Source organism: Rhodanobacter sp. Col0626, assembly GCF_049994385.1.
GTDB lineage: Bacteria > Pseudomonadota > Gammaproteobacteria > Xanthomonadales > Rhodanobacteraceae > Rhodanobacter.
Genome location: NZ_CP188260.1, coordinates 839,393 through 859,464 on the forward strand (window position 1 = coordinate 839,393; position 20,072 = coordinate 859,464).

At 62.9% G+C, this 20,072-nt stretch carries 17 protein-coding genes, 1 tRNA gene and 1 riboswitch; of the genes, 8 read left to right on the plus strand and 10 right to left on the minus strand.

Annotation, left to right across the window (positions count from 1 at the left end; genetic code table 11):
- Positions 1–76: 76 nt before the first annotated feature.
- Together ACPPVV_RS03465 and ACPPVV_RS03470 are read right to left on the minus strand one after the other, a co-directional pair.
- Positions 77–1,246 carry an MraY family glycosyltransferase gene (locus ACPPVV_RS03465; RefSeq protein WP_426702085.1) on the minus strand — a complete coding sequence of 390 codons (1,170 nt, stop codon included), beginning with the start codon at positions 1,244–1,246 and terminating at the stop codon, positions 77–79.
- 646 nt (positions 1,247–1,892) lie between these two features.
- Positions 1,893–3,710 carry an SLC13 family permease gene (locus ACPPVV_RS03470; protein ID WP_426703155.1) on the minus strand — a complete coding sequence of 606 codons (1,818 nt, stop codon included), beginning with the start codon at positions 3,708–3,710 and terminating at the stop codon, positions 1,893–1,895.
- 334 nt (positions 3,711–4,044) lie between these two features.
- Between ACPPVV_RS03470 and ACPPVV_RS03475 the strand changes: the two genes are divergently transcribed.
- Complete coding sequence (locus tag ACPPVV_RS03475; protein ID WP_426702086.1) at positions 4,045–4,320, plus strand: endonuclease domain-containing protein; 276 nt, start codon at positions 4,045–4,047, stop codon at positions 4,318–4,320.
- A 187-nt stretch (positions 4,321–4,507) separates the two neighbouring features.
- Here ACPPVV_RS03475 and trmB read toward each other — a convergent pair whose 3' ends face one another.
- From trmB to thiS, 3 genes are all read right to left on the minus strand, one after another.
- On the minus strand, positions 4,508–5,212 hold the full coding sequence (gene trmB, locus ACPPVV_RS03480; RefSeq protein ID WP_426702087.1) for a tRNA (guanosine(46)-N7)-methyltransferase TrmB: 705 nt from the start codon (positions 5,210–5,212) through the stop codon (positions 4,508–4,510).
- Positions 5,213–5,372: 160 nt separating this feature from the next.
- Positions 5,373–6,173, minus strand: coding sequence for a thiazole synthase (locus ACPPVV_RS03485; RefSeq protein ID WP_426702088.1), 801 nt, complete (start codon positions 6,171–6,173; stop codon positions 5,373–5,375).
- A gap of 39 nt (positions 6,174–6,212) precedes the next feature.
- Positions 6,213–6,515, minus strand: a complete 303-nt coding sequence (gene thiS, locus ACPPVV_RS03490; protein WP_426702089.1) for a sulfur carrier protein ThiS — start codon at positions 6,513–6,515, stop codon at positions 6,213–6,215.
- Here thiS and ACPPVV_RS03495 point away from each other — a divergent pair.
- The 5 genes from ACPPVV_RS03495 to ACPPVV_RS03515 all read left to right on the plus strand — a co-directional run bounded on the left by ACPPVV_RS03495 (position 6,501) and on the right by ACPPVV_RS03515 (position 10,257).
- Positions 6,501–6,574, plus strand: a tRNA-Gly gene (locus ACPPVV_RS03495). The two genes, thiS and ACPPVV_RS03495, sit on opposite strands and share 15 nt — an antisense overlap.
- A gap of 39 nt (positions 6,575–6,613) precedes the next feature.
- Complete coding sequence (locus tag ACPPVV_RS03500; protein ID WP_426702090.1) at positions 6,614–7,066, plus strand: ATP-dependent zinc protease; 453 nt, start codon at positions 6,614–6,616, stop codon at positions 7,064–7,066.
- A 10-nt stretch (positions 7,067–7,076) separates the two neighbouring features.
- Positions 7,077–7,997: a 30S ribosomal protein S6--L-glutamate ligase gene (gene rimK, locus ACPPVV_RS03505; protein WP_426702091.1), complete on the plus strand. Its 921-nt coding sequence runs from the start codon at positions 7,077–7,079 to the stop codon at positions 7,995–7,997.
- A gap of 312 nt (positions 7,998–8,309) precedes the next feature.
- The gene (locus ACPPVV_RS03510) at positions 8,310–8,996 is read left to right on the plus strand and encodes a response regulator transcription factor (protein WP_426702092.1); all 687 of its coding nucleotides are present in this window, start codon (positions 8,310–8,312) and stop codon (positions 8,994–8,996) included.
- Positions 8,980–10,257, plus strand: coding sequence for a sensor histidine kinase (locus ACPPVV_RS03515; protein ID WP_426702093.1), 1,278 nt, complete (start codon positions 8,980–8,982; stop codon positions 10,255–10,257). The genes ACPPVV_RS03510 and ACPPVV_RS03515 overlap by 17 nt, the downstream gene beginning before the upstream one ends.
- A 271-nt stretch (positions 10,258–10,528) precedes the next feature.
- Here ACPPVV_RS03515 and ACPPVV_RS03520 read toward each other — a convergent pair whose 3' ends face one another.
- From ACPPVV_RS03520 to ACPPVV_RS03535, 4 genes are read right to left on the minus strand one after another with little or no spacing between them, the layout of a single operon-like run.
- Positions 10,529–11,446: a branched-chain amino acid transaminase gene (locus ACPPVV_RS03520; protein WP_426702094.1), complete on the minus strand. Its 918-nt coding sequence runs from the start codon at positions 11,444–11,446 to the stop codon at positions 10,529–10,531.
- Between the two features lie 54 nt (positions 11,447–11,500).
- Entirely contained in the window at positions 11,501–12,094 is a 594-nt protein-coding gene (locus ACPPVV_RS03525; protein WP_426702095.1) for a DUF4124 domain-containing protein, read from the minus strand.
- 25 nt (positions 12,095–12,119) lie between these two features.
- Positions 12,120–12,944 carry a methylenetetrahydrofolate reductase [NAD(P)H] gene (gene metF, locus ACPPVV_RS03530; protein WP_426702096.1) on the minus strand — a complete coding sequence of 275 codons (825 nt, stop codon included), beginning with the start codon at positions 12,942–12,944 and terminating at the stop codon, positions 12,120–12,122.
- A gap of 41 nt (positions 12,945–12,985) precedes the next feature.
- Positions 12,986–13,255, minus strand: coding sequence for a sigma factor (locus ACPPVV_RS03535; RefSeq protein WP_426702097.1), 270 nt, complete (start codon positions 13,253–13,255; stop codon positions 12,986–12,988).
- Between the two features lie 398 nt (positions 13,256–13,653).
- On the opposite strand from ACPPVV_RS03535, the gene ACPPVV_RS03540 reads away from it, so the two are divergent.
- Positions 13,654–14,988, plus strand: coding sequence for an ankyrin repeat domain-containing protein (locus ACPPVV_RS03540; protein ID WP_426702098.1), 1,335 nt, complete (start codon positions 13,654–13,656; stop codon positions 14,986–14,988).
- 24 nt (positions 14,989–15,012) lie between these two features.
- Positions 15,013–18,240, plus strand: a complete 3,228-nt coding sequence (locus tag ACPPVV_RS03545; protein ID WP_426702099.1) for a hypothetical protein — start codon at positions 15,013–15,015, stop codon at positions 18,238–18,240.
- A 219-nt stretch (positions 18,241–18,459) separates the two neighbouring features.
- Here ACPPVV_RS03545 and ahcY read toward each other — a convergent pair whose 3' ends face one another.
- Positions 18,460–19,899 carry an adenosylhomocysteinase gene (gene ahcY, locus ACPPVV_RS03550; protein ID WP_426702100.1) on the minus strand — a complete coding sequence of 480 codons (1,440 nt, stop codon included), beginning with the start codon at positions 19,897–19,899 and terminating at the stop codon, positions 18,460–18,462.
- A 45-nt stretch (positions 19,900–19,944) separates the two neighbouring features.
- A riboswitch (S-adenosyl-L-homocysteine riboswitch) is annotated at positions 19,945–20,044 on the minus strand.
- Between the last annotated feature and the right edge of the window lie 28 nt (positions 20,045–20,072).

The window sequence follows — 20,072 nt, forward strand, 5'->3', positions numbered from 1 at the left end:
AAATACAATGCCATGGGTTGCTACTTGGCTGGAAAGGACTTCACGGACAGCCTCAAAACAGCGGCCACAGAGCGGGTCAATCTGAAGCTTTGGCAGCCGGAACGCTATTACTTGGCATGGTATCGCCATCGTCTGATGATCGGATTTTTCGATTCTTGGCCATAACCAGAACGTTGCTGCTTTCGGACTGGGCGCTGTCCAATGAGCCACGCTTCCGAGTCTCCTGCCGAACTCTGATTCGGTTAGCAGTGATAACGTAAATGCCTGCAAAAATGCAGAACGCCGTCAGATTGGATCCGGCCCCGGCACCCAGCGAGTGGGTTACAGAGCCAACGAACGCCAGCGAACCGGCCAGCGCAACAAGGGCGAGAAGCGCTCGACGCGGGCCAAGTCCTGCATCCAGCAGAATGTGATGGATATGTCCACGATCGGGCTTGAACGGTGACTTGCCTTGGCGCAGGCGGCGATACATTACTGCAATGGTATCGAGCACGGGAACGGCCACGCACCACAGCACGTCGACGGGAGAAAGTTGGGTGCCGGGTTGCTGGCTCAGGCGGATCAGGGTCCATGCCAGCAGGTAGCCGACCACCATGCTGCCGGCATCGCCCATGAAGATCTTGCGGCCCATGAAACCGAGGTTGGCGGCGAGATACGGCAGGATGGCGACGGCCAGCAGGGCCATCATCACCAGTGATCCGCGCAGGGCGGTTGGGCCGGCGAACAGCGCGATCGCGGCAATGCTGACCAGGGCCAGGCTGCCGGCGAGGCCATCAATGCCGTCCATCATGTTGAATGCGTTGAGCAGACCGATGACGGCAACGACGGTGAGTGGAACACCGATCCAGCCGAGTTCCAGTTGGTAACCGAAGATGTGCCCGAGCGTGTGGATGTAGACACCGGTGGTGCCGATGACGGTGAGGATGACGATGGTCTGCACCAGCAGGCGGGCGCGAACGCTGAGATCGAAGCGGTCATCCAGTGCACCGAGTATGGCCAATACACCGGCGCTGGCGAGCAGGATGTAGCTGAACGGGCGGAACCCACCGTACGTGACCGCGCCTGCGAGTACGCCAATGAAAATGGCCAAGCCGCCAACCAGAGGCACGCTGCCGACGTGATGTTTGCGCTCGCTGGGATGATCCACCAGCCCGAGGGGTTCGGCAAATCCACGTAGCACCGCAATGGCCAATGCCGAGGCACAAGCGGCTATCAGGCAAGCAAGAATGATCCGTGGATCCTGCATAAGTAAGCCTCAGTATCCTTGTGAATCATTTCAAAAAGGAGGCACCCGGGTTTCCGGATGACGTCGTGTTTTGCTTGTGATGTCGTGGATACATGCGACGGAAGGTAGTTGATAGCTTCCGTTGCCATGCTGCCTGTGCCAGAAACCACTGCATGCAGGTAACGACGATCTGAATCGGGCACAACACTGCGTGTTTGCGCGCAAAAGTCAGATTATTACGCTTGTTGATCAGGCCCCTCAGTGATTATCTGGGTGCATGAAAGAACGAAACGTCTTTAATTGTGAACGCTGATTTTATCACGTCTGGACGTCTGAACCTCTTGCGCAACCCTGAGTGTTCAGCGGGCGGTGATGTAGATGAAGGCAATTGGACCTGCGTCACGCTATCGACGACGGGATCATCGAGCAGATCACTATCGGGATGAGGTTCAAGTGAACCGATCCCGCAGGAGTGCTAAGGAGTCGCTTTCCAAAGTGCGAGGGTGCCTTTTGCAAAAGAATGCTGGCGCTCCGAGGAACGTCACCAATCCTGCTCGCAAGCAGTAGGCGCTTTGTATCCGCGAGCTGGCCACGCGATGGGAAGACTTCGCGCATTTTTCGCGTTCTGTTCGAAATTCGGTGTGATGCCGGGCTGATCCGGCCCCGATCAACGGAACATCAGGTTGACCGCCACCAGGGTCACCGCGAGTACCAGCGCGGTCAGCGGCAGGCCGACGCGCAGGAAATCCCGGCTCTTGTAACCTCCGGGGCCGGTGACCATCATCAGCGCTGGGTGACCGGAGCTGAGCAGGAAGGTATTGGACGAGGACACTGCCACGATCAGCGCATAGGCGGACGGGTTGCCGCCGGTGGCCACGGCCACGCTGATCGCGATCGGCACCATCATCACGGTGGCGCCGACGTTGGACATCACCTGCGAGAACAGCAGGGTGAGGATGCCCAGGCACGCCTGCAGTATCCAGGGCGACGAACTGCCCAGGTGATCCAGCACCACCTGCGCTATCCACGCCGCGGTGCCGGTGGCGTCCATCGACCAGCCCAACGGGATCAGGCAGGCGGTGACGAAGATGGTTTTCCAGTTGATCGCCTTGTATGCCTCGTCCATGTTCAACACGCCGGACAGCAACATGCCGATCGCGCCGGTCATCATCGCCACCGACAGGTCGAGGTTGGTGAACAGGGCAAGGCATTTGGCCAGCACGAAGAAACCGACCGCCTGCCAGATCTTGCCGGGACGCTGCTCCTGCTTCGGAATGTCGGTGACGACCACGAGGTCCTTGTCTTCCGACGCCAATGCCAGGTCGCGCCAGTTGCTGTGCAGCACCACCGTGTCGCCCGCGCGCAGGCTGACGCCACGCACGTCGTCACGAAAGACCTGGTCGCCGCGGGTCACCGCCAACACCGAGATGCCGAAGCGCTTGCGCAGGCGCAGCTCGCCGACGGTGTGCTTGATGAAGCGCGATACCGGCGGAATCACCACCTCGGAAATGCCGGCGCGGGTCGGGTTGAACAGCTCGCCGAGCTGACGCATGCGGGTGGAAAGCCGACATAGCTGGTTGTTGGCGAACTGGGTCAGTTGATCCCGCGGGCCTAGCACGCCGAGCACCGAGCCGACCCAGATCACGTGATCGGCCGGCGGCGCCATGCGTGCGTCGTTGCCGCTCTTGATCGCCAGGATCAACGGCGCATCGTGCAACTGCTCGACTTCGCCGATGCTCATGCCAACCAGCGGGCTTTCCGCGGTCACGGTGAGCTCGGCGGTCTCGCCGCCGATGCCGTAGGTTTCGGCGAAATAGCTCTCGGTGCGTCCGGGGGTGACCTTGAGCCGTTCGTCCTCGTGCCCCGGCAGCAGCTTGCGACCGAAGAAGTAGAAATACGCCACACCGAGGAACGCCAGCGCCAGACCGATCGGGGTGACGCTGAACAGTCCGAATTTCGGAATCGTATGTGCGCCCGGCGGCAGGTTCACGTTGGCGCTGGCGATCAGGTCGTTCAGCACGATCAGTGGCGAGTTCGCGATCAGCGTGGTGTTGGTGGCGGTGAGGATACAAAACGCCATCGGCAGCAGCAGCCGCGACAGCGGCACACCGGTGCGGGCGGACAACCGGCTGCTGACCGGAATCATCAACGCCGCCAGCGCCTGGCTGGGGATCACCGCGCTGAACAGGCTGGCGACCATGTTGATCACCACGCCGAGGCGCGATTCCGCGCCGCGCGCCATGCGCATCACGAAGTTGGCGGTGAGGTTGAGCACGCCGGCGCGATCGAGCCCTTCGCCCATGATCATGATCGCGATGATCGCGATGACCGCGTTGCCGGCGAAGCCGTTGAACACGCGCTCGGACGGGATCAGCCCGGTCAGCCCGATCACCACGACGACCAGCAGCGCCACCATGTCGGCGCGAACCCACTCCAACACCAGCATCAGCATGGTGAAACCCACCAGCCCGAGTACCAGGATCATTTCGGGGGTGAGCGAGAGTCCCACTAGCTGACGTCCTTGCGGAGCAGCTGGCTACGGTGGATACGGCGGGGCAGTGGAAGCTTCACGCTGCGTCGATTCGTCCCTGTGTGGATGAGCGTGAGTATAAGCGGGCTGGTGCGGTTGCTGGTGAACCCAGGGCTAAGAGCGAAGTCCGCAAGGGTCAAGAGCAACCCCTCCCCAACCCTCCCCTGCAAGCAGGAGAGGGAGTACGGCTGCGGCGATGGGGAGTACGTTGCTTTGCTCCTCCCCTGCTGGCAGGGGGAGGCCGGGAGGGGGTAAAGCTCTTCGCTCATCCCCGTGGAAAGGACTCGCCATGCACCTCAAATGGATTCGCGCCCGCCGCCTGCGCAACGACAGCACCGATGCGGAGCTACGCCTGTGGTACTTCCTGCGGCGTCAGCAATTGGCCGGCCATAAATGTCGGCGGCAGTACCCGTTGGCCGGTTTCATCGTGGATTTCGTCTGTGTGCCGGCGCGCCTGGTGATCGAGCTGGATGGCGGACAGCATCTGGATGCGCTCGAATATGACCGGCGACGCTCCGAAGCTCTACGACGCGAGGGTTATCGCGTGCTGCGTTTTCTGGAATGACGATGTGTTGCTGCGCACGGAGGATGTGGTGGGGGAGATTTTTCGAGAGCTGGAAGAAAGATCAAGAGCGACCCCACCCCAACCCTCCTCTACTTGATAGGGGAGGGGGCACAGCACGGCGATCATGGCGGTATGGGGAAACGGCTTTGCTCCTCCTCCTGCGCAGTAGGGGGAGGTTGGGAAGGGGTCAGCTCTTGCGGTACAGCAAATCCCAAACCCCATGCCCCAGTTTCAGCCCGCGCCGCTCGAAGTGCGTTTCGATGCGCCACGCTGGCTTCTCGGCGTACTGGCCAGGCCCCAGCTGATTGCACCAGCCGGGCGCCGCTTCCATCACTTCAAGCATGTGTTCGGCATAGGCTTGCCAGTCGGTGGCCAGATGCAGCAGGCCATCGGGCGCCATGCGTGAGGCGAGCAGGGCGGCAAAGTCGGGCTGGATCAGTCGGCGCTTGTTGTGGCGTTTCTTGTGCCACGGGTCGGGAAACCAGATCCGCGCTTCGGCGAGGGTGCCGGGGGCGATCTCGTGCTCCAGCACTTCCACCGCGTCGTGTTTGTACAACCGCACGTTGGTCGCGTCGCGTGCGGCCAGCGCATTCATCAGCCGGCCGACGCCTGGGCCGTGCACTTCGATGCCGAGAAAATCGCGTGCCTGATCGTGCTCGCTGGCCCAGGCGAGCGCTTCGCCGTTGCCGAATCCGATCTCCAGCACCAGCGGTACCTGCCGGCCAAAGTTCGCGGCAAAGTCATGCGATGTGCCCCGATAGTCGATGCCGAAGCGCGACCACAGCGTGTCGAACGCGCGTTGTTGCGCCGGCGTCATGCGACCTTCGCGCAGCACGAAGCTGCGAATGCGGCGCATGTATTCGGGGGCGTTGTGGTCAGGCGTGTCGGTCATGCGGAATCCGGGAAATTTGACTCCCTCCCCTGCAAGGCAAGGGAGGATTGGGGTGGGGTGCTTTTGATCTTCAAGCCAGGAGCAAGAGCATTACCCCCTCACCCGAAGGACTTCGTTCGGTCGCCAGCCTCCCCGTGCAGCAGGGGCAGAAGCAAAGCAGTTAACCGATCGTGCCGTCGATGGGGCTGGAGGCGGAGGCGTAGCGCTTGCGCGGAATGCGGCCAGCGCGGAAGGCGGCGCGGCCGGCCTGGATCGCCAGCTTCATCGCATGCGCCATCAGCACCGGATCGCGCGCACCGGCAATCGCGGTGTTCATCAGCACGCCGTCGCAACCCAGCTCCATCGCGATCGCCGCGTCGGAGGCGGTGCCGACGCCGGCATCGACGATGATCGGCACGGTGGCGTTCTCGATGATCTCCAGCAGGTTGTAGCGGTTCTGGATGCCCAGGCCCGAGCCGATCGGCGCGGCCAGCGGCATCACCGCGACGCAGCCGATGGCTTCCAGCCGTTTGGCCAGGATCGGATCGTCGCTGGTGTAGACCATGACCTCGAAGCCGTCGGCGACCAGGATCTCGGCGGCCTTCAGCGTTTCCACCACATCGGGGAACAGCGTGCGCTGGTCGCCCAGCACCTCGAGCTTGACTAACTGGTGGCCGTCCAGCAGCTCGCGCGCCAATTTGCAGGTGCGCACGGCGTCGACAGCGTTGTAGCAACCGGCGGTATTCGGCAGCAGGGTGAACTGGTCGGGTGGCAACGCGTCGAGCAGGTTGGGCTGGCCGGCCTCCTGGCCGATGTTCACGCGGCGAATAGCCACCGTGACGATCTCCGCGCCGGCCGCTTGCGAGGCGGCGCGCGTCTCGTCGAAATCCTTGTATTTGCCGGTGCCGGTGAGCAGGCGCGAGCCGTAGCTTTTGCCGGCGATGATCAACGGATCGGTGATGTCGATGGTCTTGAGATTCATGGGATGCCCTGGATACGCAGATGCAGAACGAACGACGGGTCAGCCGCCGCCGATGGCGTGGACGATTTCCAGCTGATCGCCGTCGGCCAGCAGCCGACTGGCATGCTGGCTGCGCGGCACGATCTCTTGGTTCAGCTCCACGGCGACACGTCGCCCGGCGTAACCGGCCTGTTCGAGCAGCTGAATGACGGTGATGGCGGGCGGGCAGTCGCGCGGCTGGCCGTTGAGGATAATTTGCATCTGGCCATTGTAGCCGCTGGCATTCGCCAAGCCGATGCCGCCGGCTTTCCAACCACGCGAATCCCGGGTTACCATCCGCCGGCCAACGCGGGTGTAGCTCAATGGTAGAGCTGTAGCTTCCCAAGCTACTGACGAGGGTTCGATTCCCTTCACCCGCTCCATTCCCCGCCGCATCGATCCCCGAGCTTTCCCGAACCCCCATGGCGGATCTGATCACACTCGGTTGGCGTGAGCGGTTGGCGTTGCCGCAGCTTGGCATCGGCATGCTCAAGGCCAAGCTCGATACCGGCGCACGCAGCAGTTCGTTGCATGTGGACACCCTCGAAGCTTTCGAGCGCAACGGCGCGACCTGGCTGCGTTTCACCATGCATATCGGCCGGCGCCAGCCGCTGGAATTCCATTGCGAAGTGCCGGCACTGGATCGCCGCACGGTTACCGATACCGGCGGGCGACGCACTGAGCGCTGGTTCATCCGCAGTGAAGTACAACTGGCCGGGCAACAGTTCAGTGTCGACATCAACCTGACCGATCGCCGGCACATGCTGTTTCCGATGTTGCTGGGCCGCACCGCGCTTAGCGGGCGTTTTGCGGTGGATCCGGCCTGTTCCTATACCCAGCCACGGCCGCCGATAGTGGCCGCCAACCATCCATGACGGCCTCCGTATGAAGATCGCGATACTGTCGCGCAATACCCGCCTGTATTCGACCAAGCGCCTGGTCGAGGCTGCCCGCGTGCGCGGCCACGTGGTGCGCGTGTTCGATCCGTTGCGCTGCTACGTGCGGATCGCGCCGGGAGCGGTGGCGATCCGCTACAAGGGCAAGGAAGTGCGCGACATCGACGCGGTGATCCCGCGCATCGGCACCTCCAGCACGTTCTACGGCACCGCCGTGCTGCGTCAGCTGGAAATGATGGGCGTGTACACGCCGAACCCGTCCGATGCGGTGCTGCGTGCGCGCGACAAGTTGCGCTGCCTGCAGATCCTGGCGGCGCAGGGCATCGACATGCCGGTCACCGTGTTCGGCGACAACCCGGACGACACCGACGACGTGCTGGCCCTGCTTGGCGATCCGCCGCACGTGATCAAGCTCAACGAAGGCAGCCAGGGCACCGGCGTGGTGCTGGCCGAGAAACGCAGTGCGTCGCAGAGCGTGATCGAGGCTTTCCGCGGCCTGTACGCGAACTTCCTGGTGCAGGAGTTCATCGGCGAGGCCAAGGGCAGCGATCTGCGCTGCTTCGTGGTCGGCAAGAAAGTGGTGGCGGCGATGCAACGCGACTCCAGCCCCGGCGAGTTTCGCGCCAACCTGCACCGTGGCGGCAGCGCCAAGGCCGCCACGCTGAGCGCCGAGGAAAAGCGCATCGCGGTGCGCGCGGCCGGCGCGCTGGGCCTGGGTATCGCCGGGGTCGACCTGCTCCGTTCCAATCGCGGGCCGCTGTTGCTGGAAGTGAATGCCTCGCCCGGCCTGGAAGGGATCGAGGCGGCCACCGGTGTGGATGTGGCCGGTGCCATCATGGATCTGTTGCAGGCCGAAGCGCGGGTCGCCCAGACCGATATCCGCCCACGCCGCAAATCTTCCCGGGCCTGAATCACCCCTGCACAACACCGGTTTCGCGGCCGGTTCATCGCTGGTGAGAACGGGTTAACCGCACCGTAACCAGAAATCCCCTATAAAGCAGTCACTGTTTTTTGCTTGGCATGCGTTTCGGTGACAGCAGATGATGGTATCGGGGCAGTAGTTTGGGCCCAGGCGGGCGACGGCGAGTCGTGTGTCTGGGCCTTTTTCTTGCCTGCGGCGTGGCCTGTTCAGCTTTGTGGCGCGACCAGCGCACTTCGTTCACGCAAGCTTGTTAAGCTTGTATCTCAGCCGGCCCGTGCGTCGGCTGCGCAGGAGTGACACATGCGCGTTCTGGTAATTGAAGACAACAGCGATATCGCGACCAACATCGGCGATTATCTGGAAGACCGTGGCAACGTGGTCGATTTTGCAGGCGACGGCGTGACCGGCCTGCACTTGGCAGTGGTGCACGATTTCGACGTGATCGTGCTGGATCTCACGCTGCCCGGCATGGACGGCCTGGAAGTGGCGCGCAAACTGCGTCACGAGGCCCACAAGCAAACCCCGATCCTGATGCTGACCGCGCGCGATGCGCTGGAGCAGAAGCTGACCGGTTTCGAGTCCGGCGCCGACGACTACATGACCAAGCCCTTCGCCTTGCAGGAGCTGTCTGCACGGCTGGAAGTGCTGGCTCGCCGGGGCAAGGGCCCGCAAAGCCGCGTACTGAAAGTGGCCGACCTCACCTTCAACCTCGACACGCTGACGGTGAATCGCGAAGGCAAGTCGATCCAGTTGAATCCGATCGGCCTGAAGTTGCTGCAGGCGCTGATGGAAGCCAGTCCATCGGTGGTTACCCGGCAGGATCTGGAACAGAAAGTGTGGGGTGAGGAATTGCCCGACAGCGATTCGCTGCGCGTGCATATCCACGGTTTGCGCGCCGCCATCGACAAGCCGTTCGAGAAGCCGCTGATCCACACGCGGCACGGTATTGGCTATCGGATGGTCGAGCCGGATGCAGTCCAGGCGTAAGCTTCGCTTTCGATTGATCGTCTCCTTCGCGCTGTTCGGCTTCGGCCTCAGCGCGTTGTTTGCCGTGGCTTCGCTTTATGTGCGGGCCAAGGTGGAGAACCAGCTGATCAACGACAGCATGCAGAACGACGTCAATCAGGCGGTCGACAAGGCCATTGCCAATGAGCCGTTTCAATCCGAACTGATCGAGGGTTGGGTCAAGAGCGATCGCACTTTGTACAAGATGCCGCTGCCGTGGCAAAACCTGAAGAGCGGCGTTCACGACATCCACGAGGTCGACAAGAGCGGCCGTATGCGGCACTACAAGCTGGCGGTGCAGCGCAAGGACGGCATCATCGGTTTCACTCGTTACGACATCAGTCGCGAGGATCTGGGCAAGCAGCAACTGGTGCTCTCGCTGGTGGGTGCCGTGATGCTGTTCAGCCTGTTGTCGCTGGCGATCGGATTGTGGCTCTCGCGCAAGGTGCTCAAACCGGTCAGCGAACTGGCCAACCGCTTGCGCGACTTCCGCAAGGCCGGCAAGGCCGAGCCACTGGCGCAGCATTTCGCCGATGATGAAGTGGGCGAACTGGCGTATGCGCTGGACGAATATTCGGCGCGCCTCACCGCGATGGTCGAGCGCGACCGCGAATTCAACTCCGACGTCAGCCACGAGTTGCGCACGCCGCTGGCGGTGATCGCCAGCACCACCGAATTGCTGCAGGGTTCGCCGGACCTCTCCGAGAAACTGAGCGAGCGGTTGAAGCGGATCGAACGCGCTTCGCGCCAGGCCACCGAGCTGATCGAGGCGTTGTTGTTGCTGTCGCGCGCCGAGCGGCGCGGCCCCACTCGCGGCGAAACGACCGAGGTCGGCAAGGTCGCTGCGGACGTCATCGAAAGCCAGCGTCCGCAGATGCGCGGCAAGCCGTTGACCGTCGACCTCACCATCAACGAGCCGGTGAACGTCAATGCACCGGCGTCCGTGTTGTCGGTGGCGCTGACCAACCTGATCAGCAATGCGATCAAGTACACCCTGGAAGGCAGCGTCCGGGTCGAAGTCGGTGCCGGTGGCATCGAAGTGATCGATACCGGCCCCGGCATCAGGCCGGAAGATGCCGAGCGCCTGTTCCAGCGTGGCGTCCGTGGTGAAGGCGCCGGTGGCAGCGGCGCCGGGCTCGGCCTGGCCATCGTGCGCCGGCTATGCGAGCTGTACGGCTGGGATGTCTCGATGCGTCCCCGCAGTGACGCCAACGGCGCCATCGCCAGCATCAAGTTCAGCTGATCTCCTCATGCTCCTCCCTTGCAAGCCGGGGGAGGCTGCCTGAACCTGCAGAGAGATCAAAAGCGACCCCACCCCAACCCTCCCCTGCAAGCAGGGGAGGGAGCACGGCCGTTTCAGTTGAGCGACAGACTTAGCTCCTCCCCCCGCAAGCAGGGGGAGGTCGGCGACCGAAGGGAGTCCTTCAGGTGAAGGGGGTTGCCCGAGCTTGCCAGAGAGATCAAGAGCGACCCCACACCAACCCTCCCCTGCAAGCAGGGGAGGGAGCCGAAGATCACACCTGTTCCAGCCAGCCCCACTTGTCATGGGTACGACCGTCGAACAGGCCGAAGAACAGCTCCTGCAGACGCAACGTCACGCGGCCGGCCTTGCCGGTGCCGACCTGCTTGCCGTCGACCGAGCGGATCGGGGTGATTTCGGCGGCGGTGCCGCACATCAGCAGTTCGTCGGCGAGATACAGGTATTCACGTGGGATATCGCGCTCGACCACTTCGATGCCGTCTTCGCGGGCGAGTGTCTTGATCGTGTCGCGGGTGATGCCGGCGAGGATCGAGGCGCTGGCCGGCGTGGTGTGCAGCACGCCGTCGAAGACCAGGAACAGGTTTTCGCCGGCACCTTCGCTGAGCAGGCCAGTGGATGCCAGGGCGATGCCTTCACCGAAGCCGAGGCGGCGTGCCTCGCGTGCGATCAGCTGGCCGGACAGGTAATTGCCACCGGCTTTCGCGCCGGCGGGAATGGTGTTCGGTGCGAATCGCTGCCAGCTCGACACGCAGGCGTCGATGCCGTTCTGCAACGCCTCTGGCCCGAGATAGGGACCCATTGGCCACGCCGCCACGGCACAGTCGATCGGCGTTTCGGCAGACAGGCCGAAACCGCCCAGGCCACGATAGGCGACAGGACGCAGATAGGCTGCACCCAGCTCGTTCTTCTTGATCACGCCGCGGCAGGCCGCCGCCAGTTCGTCGACGGAGTACGGCAGCACCATGTCGTAGATCTTGGCCGACTGGTAGAGCCGATTGAGATGATCGGTGAGGCGAAAAATCGCCGCGCCATCCGGTGTGGCGTAGCTACGGATGCCCTCGAACACCGATGAGCCGTAATGAAGCGCATGCGACATCACATGCGTGGTCGCGTCGGCCCAGGGCTTGATGCTTCCGTTCTGCCAGATCCATTCGGGGTATTGCTGCGCCATGTCGATTCTCCAAAAGGGGACCCCCCATGATAGCTGCTACCGCCTTTGGCGGCGTCAATTCGCGTTGCGCAGCCACAGGCAGCCGGCGCGGTGGACGATGTCGAAACGCAGGTCGCGTGCCCCACCATCGTCGTTGGCGGTGTGCAGCACCAGCTGATTGCCGGGCGGAGCCGGCGAGGGAGGGATATCCAGGGTGAACGGATCGACGCTGGTCGCGGCGCTCGCCGGCTGCTCGTGATCTGTGCCTGCGGCCGCCGGGTCGCCGGGCATTTCTACCTCAACCAACGGCTGTTTCATCCATTGGGTCAGCGACTGGATATCGGCGATCGCCGCGCCGCGGCCATAGCCGTTCCACAACATCATCCCGGCCATCCGGTTGGCGTCATGACTGGCGAACGCGTCGATCACACTCTGCCGCAACTCGCTCACGCTGGCCGCGCACAGGATCGGTGGCGGGGTCGCCGATGGCAGCGCATCGACCCGCGGCGCGGAGGTAACCGAGGTGGCCTGCAATGCGGCGCAGGGCTGGTCGGTGAAAACCGCGCCGCCGTTGGCGCCGATGCAGCGATGGATCTCGGTCTGCGCCATCGCTGGCGAAGCGAGGGCAACCAGGCCGACAAGGCATAGCAGGGCGGTTAGGCGGGGCATCGCGGCAGCATACCCGGGCGCTGCGTCAGGAAAGCTGCTTCAGTACCGCCTGCGTCGCCCTGGCCCGGTTCAACGTGTAGAAGTGCAAGCCCGGTGCGCCGCCATCGAGCAGGCGACGGCACAATTGCGCCACCACCTCGGCGCCGAGCGCGTGCACCGAATCGGCATCGTCGCCATGCGCCTGCATGCGTTTGGCGATCCAGCGCGGGATCTCCGCGCCGCACATGTCGGAGAAACGGCGCAGCTGGCTGTAATTCGAGATCGGCATGATCCCCGGCACGATCGGCACGTTGACGCCGAGCTTGCGCACGTCGTCGACGAAGCGGAAATAAGCGTCCGGATTGAAGAAATACTGGGTGATCGCACCATTCGCGCCGGCGTCGATCTTCGCCTTGAAATGCTGCAGGTCGCGTAGCGCATCGTCGGCTTGCGGATGGGTTTCCGGGTACGCCGCCACCTCGATGTGGAAGTGGTCGCCGCAATGCTCGCGGATGAAGCTGACCAGTTCGGCCGCATAGCGGAAATCGCCAGCCGTGGCCATGCCCGATGGCATGTCGCCACGCAGGGCGATGATGCGCCGGTAGCCGGCTGCCCGATAGCCATCCAGCAAGTCGGCGATCTCCGCCCGAGTGCCGCCCATGCAGGAAAGGTGCGGTGCGACGCTGAGGCCATGTCGCGTGTACAGCCGCGCCACGGTATCGCCGGTATAGCTGAGGGTGGAACCGCCAGCGCCGAAGGTGACCGAGGCGTATTCCGGCTGGTGCGCTTTCAGGGCCTGCGCGGCGCGATCCAGCTGCGCACGTTGTTCATCGGTCTTGGGTGGAAAGAATTCGAAGCTGATCGCCGGCATCGCGGGGGTTCCAGATGGACAATGTCGGCAAGTATATATCTCTATTTCGCGATGAAGCGATATATACGTGGAATGGACGCCCGTTCGGTGCTGTCGAACGCCGCCGGAGCCGCCGCGCGCCACATCGTCAGCAACCGCCGCCAACGTTGCCGATTGCGCAGCCGGTCGATGGCCATGCGTACGGCCAGCGTGGTCAGGTAGGCAGGCCACGAGGCGATCTGGCCGACAGGCCTTTCCAGCAGGCGCAGGAACACTTCCTGCTGCACGTCTTCGGCGTGGCTGGGCGATAGGCGGCCTGGAAGACCGAGCACCCATAGACGCGGGCAAGACTGGCGACATCCGGCGGCGCGGTGTCCGACATGGGTGCTCCTTCGGTGGCCAGTGACAATGGCATGGGCACATCTCCTGGGTGGTCATACCTGAAGACGTGCGGGCGCGGCGATTCTTGCAGCGAGTCAGCAGATGTGCACTTTTCATGCGGAGCGAGGTGATGATTTTTCAGGCTTGCGTATCGTAGAGAAAACGAGATCGTCCAATGGACTTGCTCGCCTCGCCGGTATGCATTCCGCTGATCTGAAATCGCTCGGCAGTCGACGCAAGCGCAGGGTGTGCGTTGCGCGTCAAAACCTACAAGAAGTTGAGCCGATCCGGATTGACAGTGCGTCACAGGTTGCCCAGCATCGAAAGTCGCCTGCAAGGGAGTCAAGGAATGAGCGGCGGCAAGCTGGGATTTGCATTGGTGCTGCTGGTGGCGGCGTTGGCCGGCGAGTGGTTCCTTTCCAACCACCTCGTTCGGCTTTTCCTCGGTTCGTGTAGAGCCGCGCGCAATTGCGGTCCACCTACGGCGACTGCCGGTGGCGAGGAACTGATCTTCTACGAAGGCTGCAAACCGATCCGTGCGAAGAAGAGCTGGTTCTTCAAGAACAAGGACTTCAAGGAGCGGGCGGCTGTGCCGCCGGCGGAGATCAAAAGTGGTCGCACCAAGCCCGCAACAGACGGCGCCCGCGAAAAACGTCATCCACTTGGAGAGTGCGCAGGAAGGCCAATGGCTGGCGAACTGATGCACATTGCACGACTACGCCGACAAGTTAGGATGAGTCGCTGGCATTCAAGGAAAGCTATGGTGATGACGAAAGCAATGCGCTGGGCTGGTTTGGTCATGCTGATTCTGCTGCCACTGGCCGGCTGCAACGTGCCTTCGCCGGATGCGTCAGCCGGTGGCGCGGCGCCATCGAGCCAGTCGAAATGGTTCACTCCGGCCAACACATTCAAGAACCCGCAGGCACTGGCGCTGGCCCGTGCGGCGCAGGACAACAACGCGGAAGAAGTGCGGCGGTTGATCAAGGACGAGCACATCAACCCGGATGTGCTTTTCAGCGAGGACGACTACGCCGTCCCGGTGGTGGCATGGCCGGTGATCACGCAAAGCCTGGGCGGCCTCAAGGCGTTACTGGACAATGGCGCCGATCCCAATGCACGCGATCCAAGAACGCGCACCGAGCATTACCCGGATGGCAGCGGAGGAACCTTTTATACGCATAACAATGCCATGGTTTATGCCGCGATGAACGAAGACCCGGCCTATTTGAAATTGTTGCTGGAGCACGGTGGTGATCCGAATACGCACAACACCAATGATGAAACATTGCTGTTCCAAGCTTACATCTGGCACAACCAGTGGCAGAACGTGCAGGTGCTGGTGGAGCATGGAGCGGATATGGGTGTGGCGACCCAAGGCAAGTCGATTCTTGGGGACTACACCCAGGAAGGTAATTTCGAGGCAGCCTATTGGTTGTTGCAACATGGAGCCGATCCGAAAGCCGAAGAATGGGTCAAGGCATCACCGAATGAAGTGGTTCGTTACTACACCTTGGAAGATATTTTCTGGTATCCCGACAAACCGAACATGATGGGCTGGAAGCGCAAATGCCAACAGTGGCTGCTGACACACAGGTTCAAACGCCCTCCGATGCCCGAGCATTATCGCCGACAGCGTAAAGACCTTGGCCAGCCTTACGAAGAAAAAGACATCCCATTGCTGTAACCCATTCGATCAAGGAACGATTGCATGCCAACCGAACTCGAACGTGAACAGGGCCTACTGGAACATTTGCGCGCTCGCAACGATCTTGCCGCGCTGCGCGAGGCGGACCACCTGCAGACGCTCTACCACGACCGCCAGATGGACGGTTTGTCGCAGGATGTTTACCGGGCAGCCAAGGGTGAAGGTCAACCACCGCAGGGCTGGGCACGGCTAAGCGAACATCCAGAGTTGCTGGAGAAATATGCAGCGCAACTGCACATGGACGAAAGGACCTTATTGCAGACTTTGCATCCGGATCAATCGGGCTTCCGCGCCGAAATTTATGTGCCGGATGCAACGATGCAGCAGGCCGGCTACAAGCCCACGCTTGCTTTCAAGGGTTCGTCCGGTGAGGTGATGACATCAGATGGCAAGAAGCCCCACAACACCACGACGGAAGATTTCGCTGCCAACAACTTCCCGCAGTCGATCGGACTGGAAACCGATTACTACGACCGCGCTATGAACTTGGGACTTCTGCTAAAGGGTAAAGATGTCGATTTCGAACCCACCGGCCATAGCCTAGCTGGCGGCATGGCTGCTGCCGTCGCCGCCGTCACCAATACCCACGCCACTACCTTCAACGCGGCCGGACTCAACCCGATCACCACCGAGCGGTTCGCTCAGCAGCATCCGGGTGTCGTGGTGTCCAAGGATTTGAGTCACCTCATCACCAATTACCAGGTGCAGGGCGAGCTGCTCAGCGATGGCGTGCAGAACAACCTGCACAACATGGATGCGTTGCGGCGACAGGAACTTGGCGCCACCTTGAAGGAGACGTGCGATGTGCTGCAGCGCGTGCCGGAGGCGCGCGCACTGTTCGCACAGAAACTGGGGGAAGGTTTGCCGCCGCAGGCACAAAAAACGGTGAACGCCTTCGTGGACAAGGTCGCCACCGGCAATACCGACCTGATGTTGCGCGACTTGCCGCTGGCGGCCGGCGCGCAGCACGTGCTGGCGGCGATGACGCGGGATGCGCAGGGGAACCTGATGCCACGCGTGCAGGTGACGAGTCTGCCGGAAACCACACGGCTGGCCACGCCGCTGCTGGAATCGCTGGCGGTGGTCGCCGCGGGTGCTCGCATTGGCGAACGCGGTGGCGAAGTGGTGGCGGCAGGCGGTCGCCTGGAGGCGCAAGGGTTGCACGCCACCGGCCGTGGTGTGGATTCCGCGACGACCACCGTGGGCATGGGCGCACATACGATAACGCGGGCCGAAGGCGTGGTAGTTCAAGCGGGCGAGTATGCGGTGGGCGCAACGCTGGCGCATGCGCGCACGGCGCAGGCCGAAATGTCAGCACAGCTCGATCAGGGGTTGGGCCGGGCCAAACATCTCGGCGCCGAATTCGACGCGATGCTGCTACGTGGTGCGGGCCACCTGTTGCCCGAGCAGGCGCAGCGCGCTGCGGAAACCCAAGCCGCACGGCTGGAACAAGTCGGACTGGAAGCACAGCGGCAAGGGGCGGCGGCCGCTGCCGCCGATCGCCACACAGGACGAGTCGATGCCGCCGCGATTCGTGGTATCACGCACAAGATGGAAACGGCAACCGGCAAGGCGACCGATGCCTACGGTGCCGCGCAGCAGAGCGTCATCAGCGAATCGGGACACTACGCGCGCGCAGGACTGGATGCGACGGCGCAGGGTATCGAGGGCGCAACGCGGCATGCTCCTGCGGCCATCGCCACGATGGGAGCCGTCGCGGGAGCGGGCCTGGCGCTAAACGCCGAGTTGAATCCCGCGAATTATCCGCGTCTAGTCGAAGCGGCAACAGCGGTGAGTCATGGCAAACAAGCGGGCTCGGAAGCGTTGGAACGACACCTGATGACGGCAACGGTGACGCCCAGCATGGACGCACATATCGCGTCGAAGGAGCGGCAAGCGCTGCAAACTCTGCAACGCGAGGCACCAGCACGCGTTGTTGCCGAATCGGTCGTATTAAACCCCGCCCGCCACCAGCAACGCGCGCTGCACGGCGAAAGCAGCCAAGTCGACCGTGCCCAGGAAGCGCAACGCCAGCAGGAAACCCAGGGCCATACCGCCGTACGCGAGGCGTCCGTCCGCGCAGCACCGACGGTTGCTGCGCCGGTCATACGTACACCGGGGCACGAGGCTCCGTCGCCACGCCATAACCTGAGTCCAACCGCCCGAAGTGCAGAAGCCCAGACCTCCGCGCCGGCTCGCCCGGACCCGGCCACAGCCGTCGACCCCAGCCACGCCGCGCTGGCCGCGCTGGCCGCGCAGCAGCAGGCGATGCACGAGCCGCGGCAGGCTTCCGAGCCGCTTGCCGCGACCCGGCACGCGACGACGATGCCGTCTGCCCCGGTACTGTCGCCCCCGCTCGACCCGCCCGCCCTGCGCGACTTTCGCCACGCCGGGCATCCGCTCAACGCGCGCTACCAGATGTTTCGCGACGCACTGGGGGAGCAAGGCTTCCATGAGGCTCGACCCACCCTGAATGAGGCACCGGCAGTGCGTGGCTACAGCGCCGAACAAAAGGATCGCCTGGCCGCCGGCTTCACCGCCAAGCTGGGCAGCGATTTGCTTTACAACACCGAAATCCAGCACTTCCGCAAGGATGGCGAGGCCTTGTTGGCCATCGAGCATCCCCGAGATCTGGGCGACCGCCCCCTGGTGCTGGCCGTCCCCGAGGCGCAGACCCTGGCCCACACGCCCGAACAACATGCCGCGGCATGGCGTACGCGGGAGCTGCCGCCGCCAGAGGCCGTCAACACACAGCGGCCCGATCCGCACAGCCTGTCGCCGGATCATCCGGGCCATCCGGACCACTCGCACCATCCTCTGTTCGAGCACGCCCGTGCGGCACTGACCCATGAGTACGCCCGCTGGGGCATGCAAAAAGGTGCCGAGTCACTGGATCGCGAAACGGTGCAGGTGATGATCGGCGCGCGCGACATGCAGATGAACGACGTGGGAGCGGTCCGCCTGCTGAAGAACGGCCCCGAAGGCCGTATCGGCGAGCATCCCCACCTGGCCGTGTTCGCCACACCCGAAGGCCCGTACCAAAGGTTTCAGGACAAGGCGATCGTCCTCGGCCAGACCCTGCAGGAAGCACCGTCGGTGGCGCAGTCGGCGGTCCAGTTCAAGGAAGTGGATCAGGCGATGACGCAGCAGCAACTGACGAACCAGGCGTTGCAGGCGCAGATCCATGCGCAAGGGCAGCAGGGGCCGATGCTGGGCGGGCCGGGGCGTTGAGCGGATTTTTTGCCAATGGCGGATATGCGCAGCGTAACCCGATGCACATGCCGTCGGAGAATTATGGGCAAGACGGCGACTGATCCGCCGCCGAGCCGTCAAATTGGTGCCGCCCTGCACGATATCCGCTGCAACCACCGGCATCGTGCCTTAGATATATGGTAAACGAGCAACTGTCAAAAACGGGTGTTACCCCGTTTTCGACTCAGGCCGAGGCACTCAGTAACGGTAATGCTCCGGCTTGTACGGACCTTCCACCGGCACGCCGAGATAACCAGCCTGTTCCTTGGTGAGTGTGGTCAGCTTCACGCCGATCTTCTCCAGGTGCAGGCGGGCGACTTCCTCGTCGAGTTTCTTCGGCAAGATGTAGACCTTGTTTTCGTACTTGTCCTTGTTCGCCCACAATTCGATCTGCGCCAGCGTCTGGTTGGAGAACGAGTTGGACATCACGAAGCTCGGGTGACCGGTGGCGCAGCCGAGGTTCACCAGGCGGCCTTCGGCCAGCAGGAACAGCGCGTGGCCGTCGGCGAACACGTACTTGTCCACCTGCGGCTTGATGTTGATCTTTTCGACGCCGCCCATCGTGTTCAGGGCATCGACCTGGATCTCGTTGTCGAAGTGGCCGATGTTGCAGACGATGGCCTGGTCCTTCATCGACTTCAGGTGCTCAAGCGTCAGCACGTCCTTGTTGCCGGTGGTGGTGACGTAGATGTCGCCGCGGCCCAGCGTGTTCTCGACGGTGTTGACCTCGAAGCCTTCCATCGCCGCCTGCAGGGCATTGATCGGGTCGATCTCGGTGACCACCACGCGCGAACCGTACGCGCGCAAGCTGTGCGCGCAGCCCTTGCCGACGTCGCCGTAGCCGCACACCACCGCGACCTTGCCAGCCAGCATCACGTCCATCGCGCGCTTCAGCCCATCGGCCAGCGATTCGCGGCAGCCGTACAGGTTGTCGAATTTCGACTTGGTGACCGAGTCGTTGACGTTGATCGCCGGGATCAGCAGCGACTTCGCCTCGGCCAGTTGGTACAGGCGATGCACGCCGGTGGTGGTCTCCTCGGAGACGCCCTTCCAGTCCTTGACCACGGTATGCCAGTAACCCGGACGTTCGCTGTGCACGCGCTTGAGCAGGTTCTTGATCACCTGCTCCTCGTGTGAGGACGCCTTTTCGTCGACCCACTTCGAACCGTTCTCCAGCTCGTAACCTTTGTGGATCAAGAGCGTAACGTCGCCGCCGTCGTCAACCACCAACTGCGGGCCGAGGAAGCCGCCCTTGCCGTCGGGGAACGACAACGCGTCCATCGTGCAGTCCCAGTATTCCTCCAGCGTCTCGCCCTTCCAGGCAAACACCGGCGTGCCGGTCGCGGCGATCGCGGCGGCGGCATGGTCCTGGGTCGAGAAGATGTTGCACGACGCCCAGCGCACGTCGGCGCCGATGTCCTTCAGCGTCTCGATCAGCACCGCGGTCTGGATCGTCATGTGCAGCGAGCCGGTCACGCGCACGCCCTTGAGCGGAAGGGTGGCGGCGTGCTTCTTGCGGATGGACATCAGGCCAGGCATTTCATGCTCGGCGATGTCCAGCTCCTTGCGGCCCCAGTCGGCCAGCGAGAGGTCGCGGATCTTGTAGTCGTGGGTGTTTTCTTTGAGTGCGGCGTTCATGGATATCTCCGGTTGGTGCGAGATCCTCCTTCTGCAAGGGGATTCGCGTACAGAGCGCCGTTGTGGAACGTGCCGCGCCGAGCCTGGCCGATGTCCAACAACGGATCACTCCGTGTCGCGAACGGTCGCAGCGCCCCTCGGCGGGCAGTACAAGCCCGTTATTGTAGCGGCAG

Bases quoted from the DNA above. Each gene is read 5' to 3' on its own strand.
- ACPPVV_RS03465 (WP_426702085.1), bottom strand. From the start codon at position 1,246: ATGCAGGATCCACGGATCATTCTTGCTTGCCTGATAGCCGCTTGTGCC.
- ACPPVV_RS03470 (WP_426703155.1), bottom strand. From the start codon at position 3,710: ATGATCCTGGTACTCGGGCTGGTGGGTTTCACCATGCTGATGCTGGTG.
- ACPPVV_RS03475 (WP_426702086.1), top strand. From the start codon at position 4,045: ATGCACCTCAAATGGATTCGCGCCCGCCGCCTGCGCAACGACAGCACC.
- trmB (WP_426702087.1), bottom strand. From the start codon at position 5,212: ATGACCGACACGCCTGACCACAACGCCCCCGAATACATGCGCCGCATT.
- ACPPVV_RS03485 (WP_426702088.1), bottom strand. From the start codon at position 6,173: ATGAATCTCAAGACCATCGACATCACCGATCCGTTGATCATCGCCGGC.
- ACPPVV_RS03500 (WP_426702090.1), top strand. From the start codon at position 6,614: ATGGCGGATCTGATCACACTCGGTTGGCGTGAGCGGTTGGCGTTGCCG.
- rimK (WP_426702091.1), top strand. From the start codon at position 7,077: ATGAAGATCGCGATACTGTCGCGCAATACCCGCCTGTATTCGACCAAG.
- ACPPVV_RS03510 (WP_426702092.1), top strand. From the start codon at position 8,310: ATGCGCGTTCTGGTAATTGAAGACAACAGCGATATCGCGACCAACATC.
- ACPPVV_RS03515 (WP_426702093.1), top strand. From the start codon at position 8,980: ATGCAGTCCAGGCGTAAGCTTCGCTTTCGATTGATCGTCTCCTTCGCG.
- ACPPVV_RS03520 (WP_426702094.1), bottom strand. From the start codon at position 11,446: ATGGCGCAGCAATACCCCGAATGGATCTGGCAGAACGGAAGCATCAAG.
- ACPPVV_RS03525 (WP_426702095.1), bottom strand. From the start codon at position 12,094: ATGCCCCGCCTAACCGCCCTGCTATGCCTTGTCGGCCTGGTTGCCCTC.
- metF (WP_426702096.1), bottom strand. From the start codon at position 12,944: ATGCCGGCGATCAGCTTCGAATTCTTTCCACCCAAGACCGATGAACAA.
- ACPPVV_RS03540 (WP_426702098.1), top strand. From the start codon at position 13,654: ATGAGCGGCGGCAAGCTGGGATTTGCATTGGTGCTGCTGGTGGCGGCG.
- ACPPVV_RS03545 (WP_426702099.1), top strand. From the start codon at position 15,013: ATGCCAACCGAACTCGAACGTGAACAGGGCCTACTGGAACATTTGCGC.
- ahcY (WP_426702100.1), bottom strand. From the start codon at position 19,899: ATGAACGCCGCACTCAAAGAAAACACCCACGACTACAAGATCCGCGAC.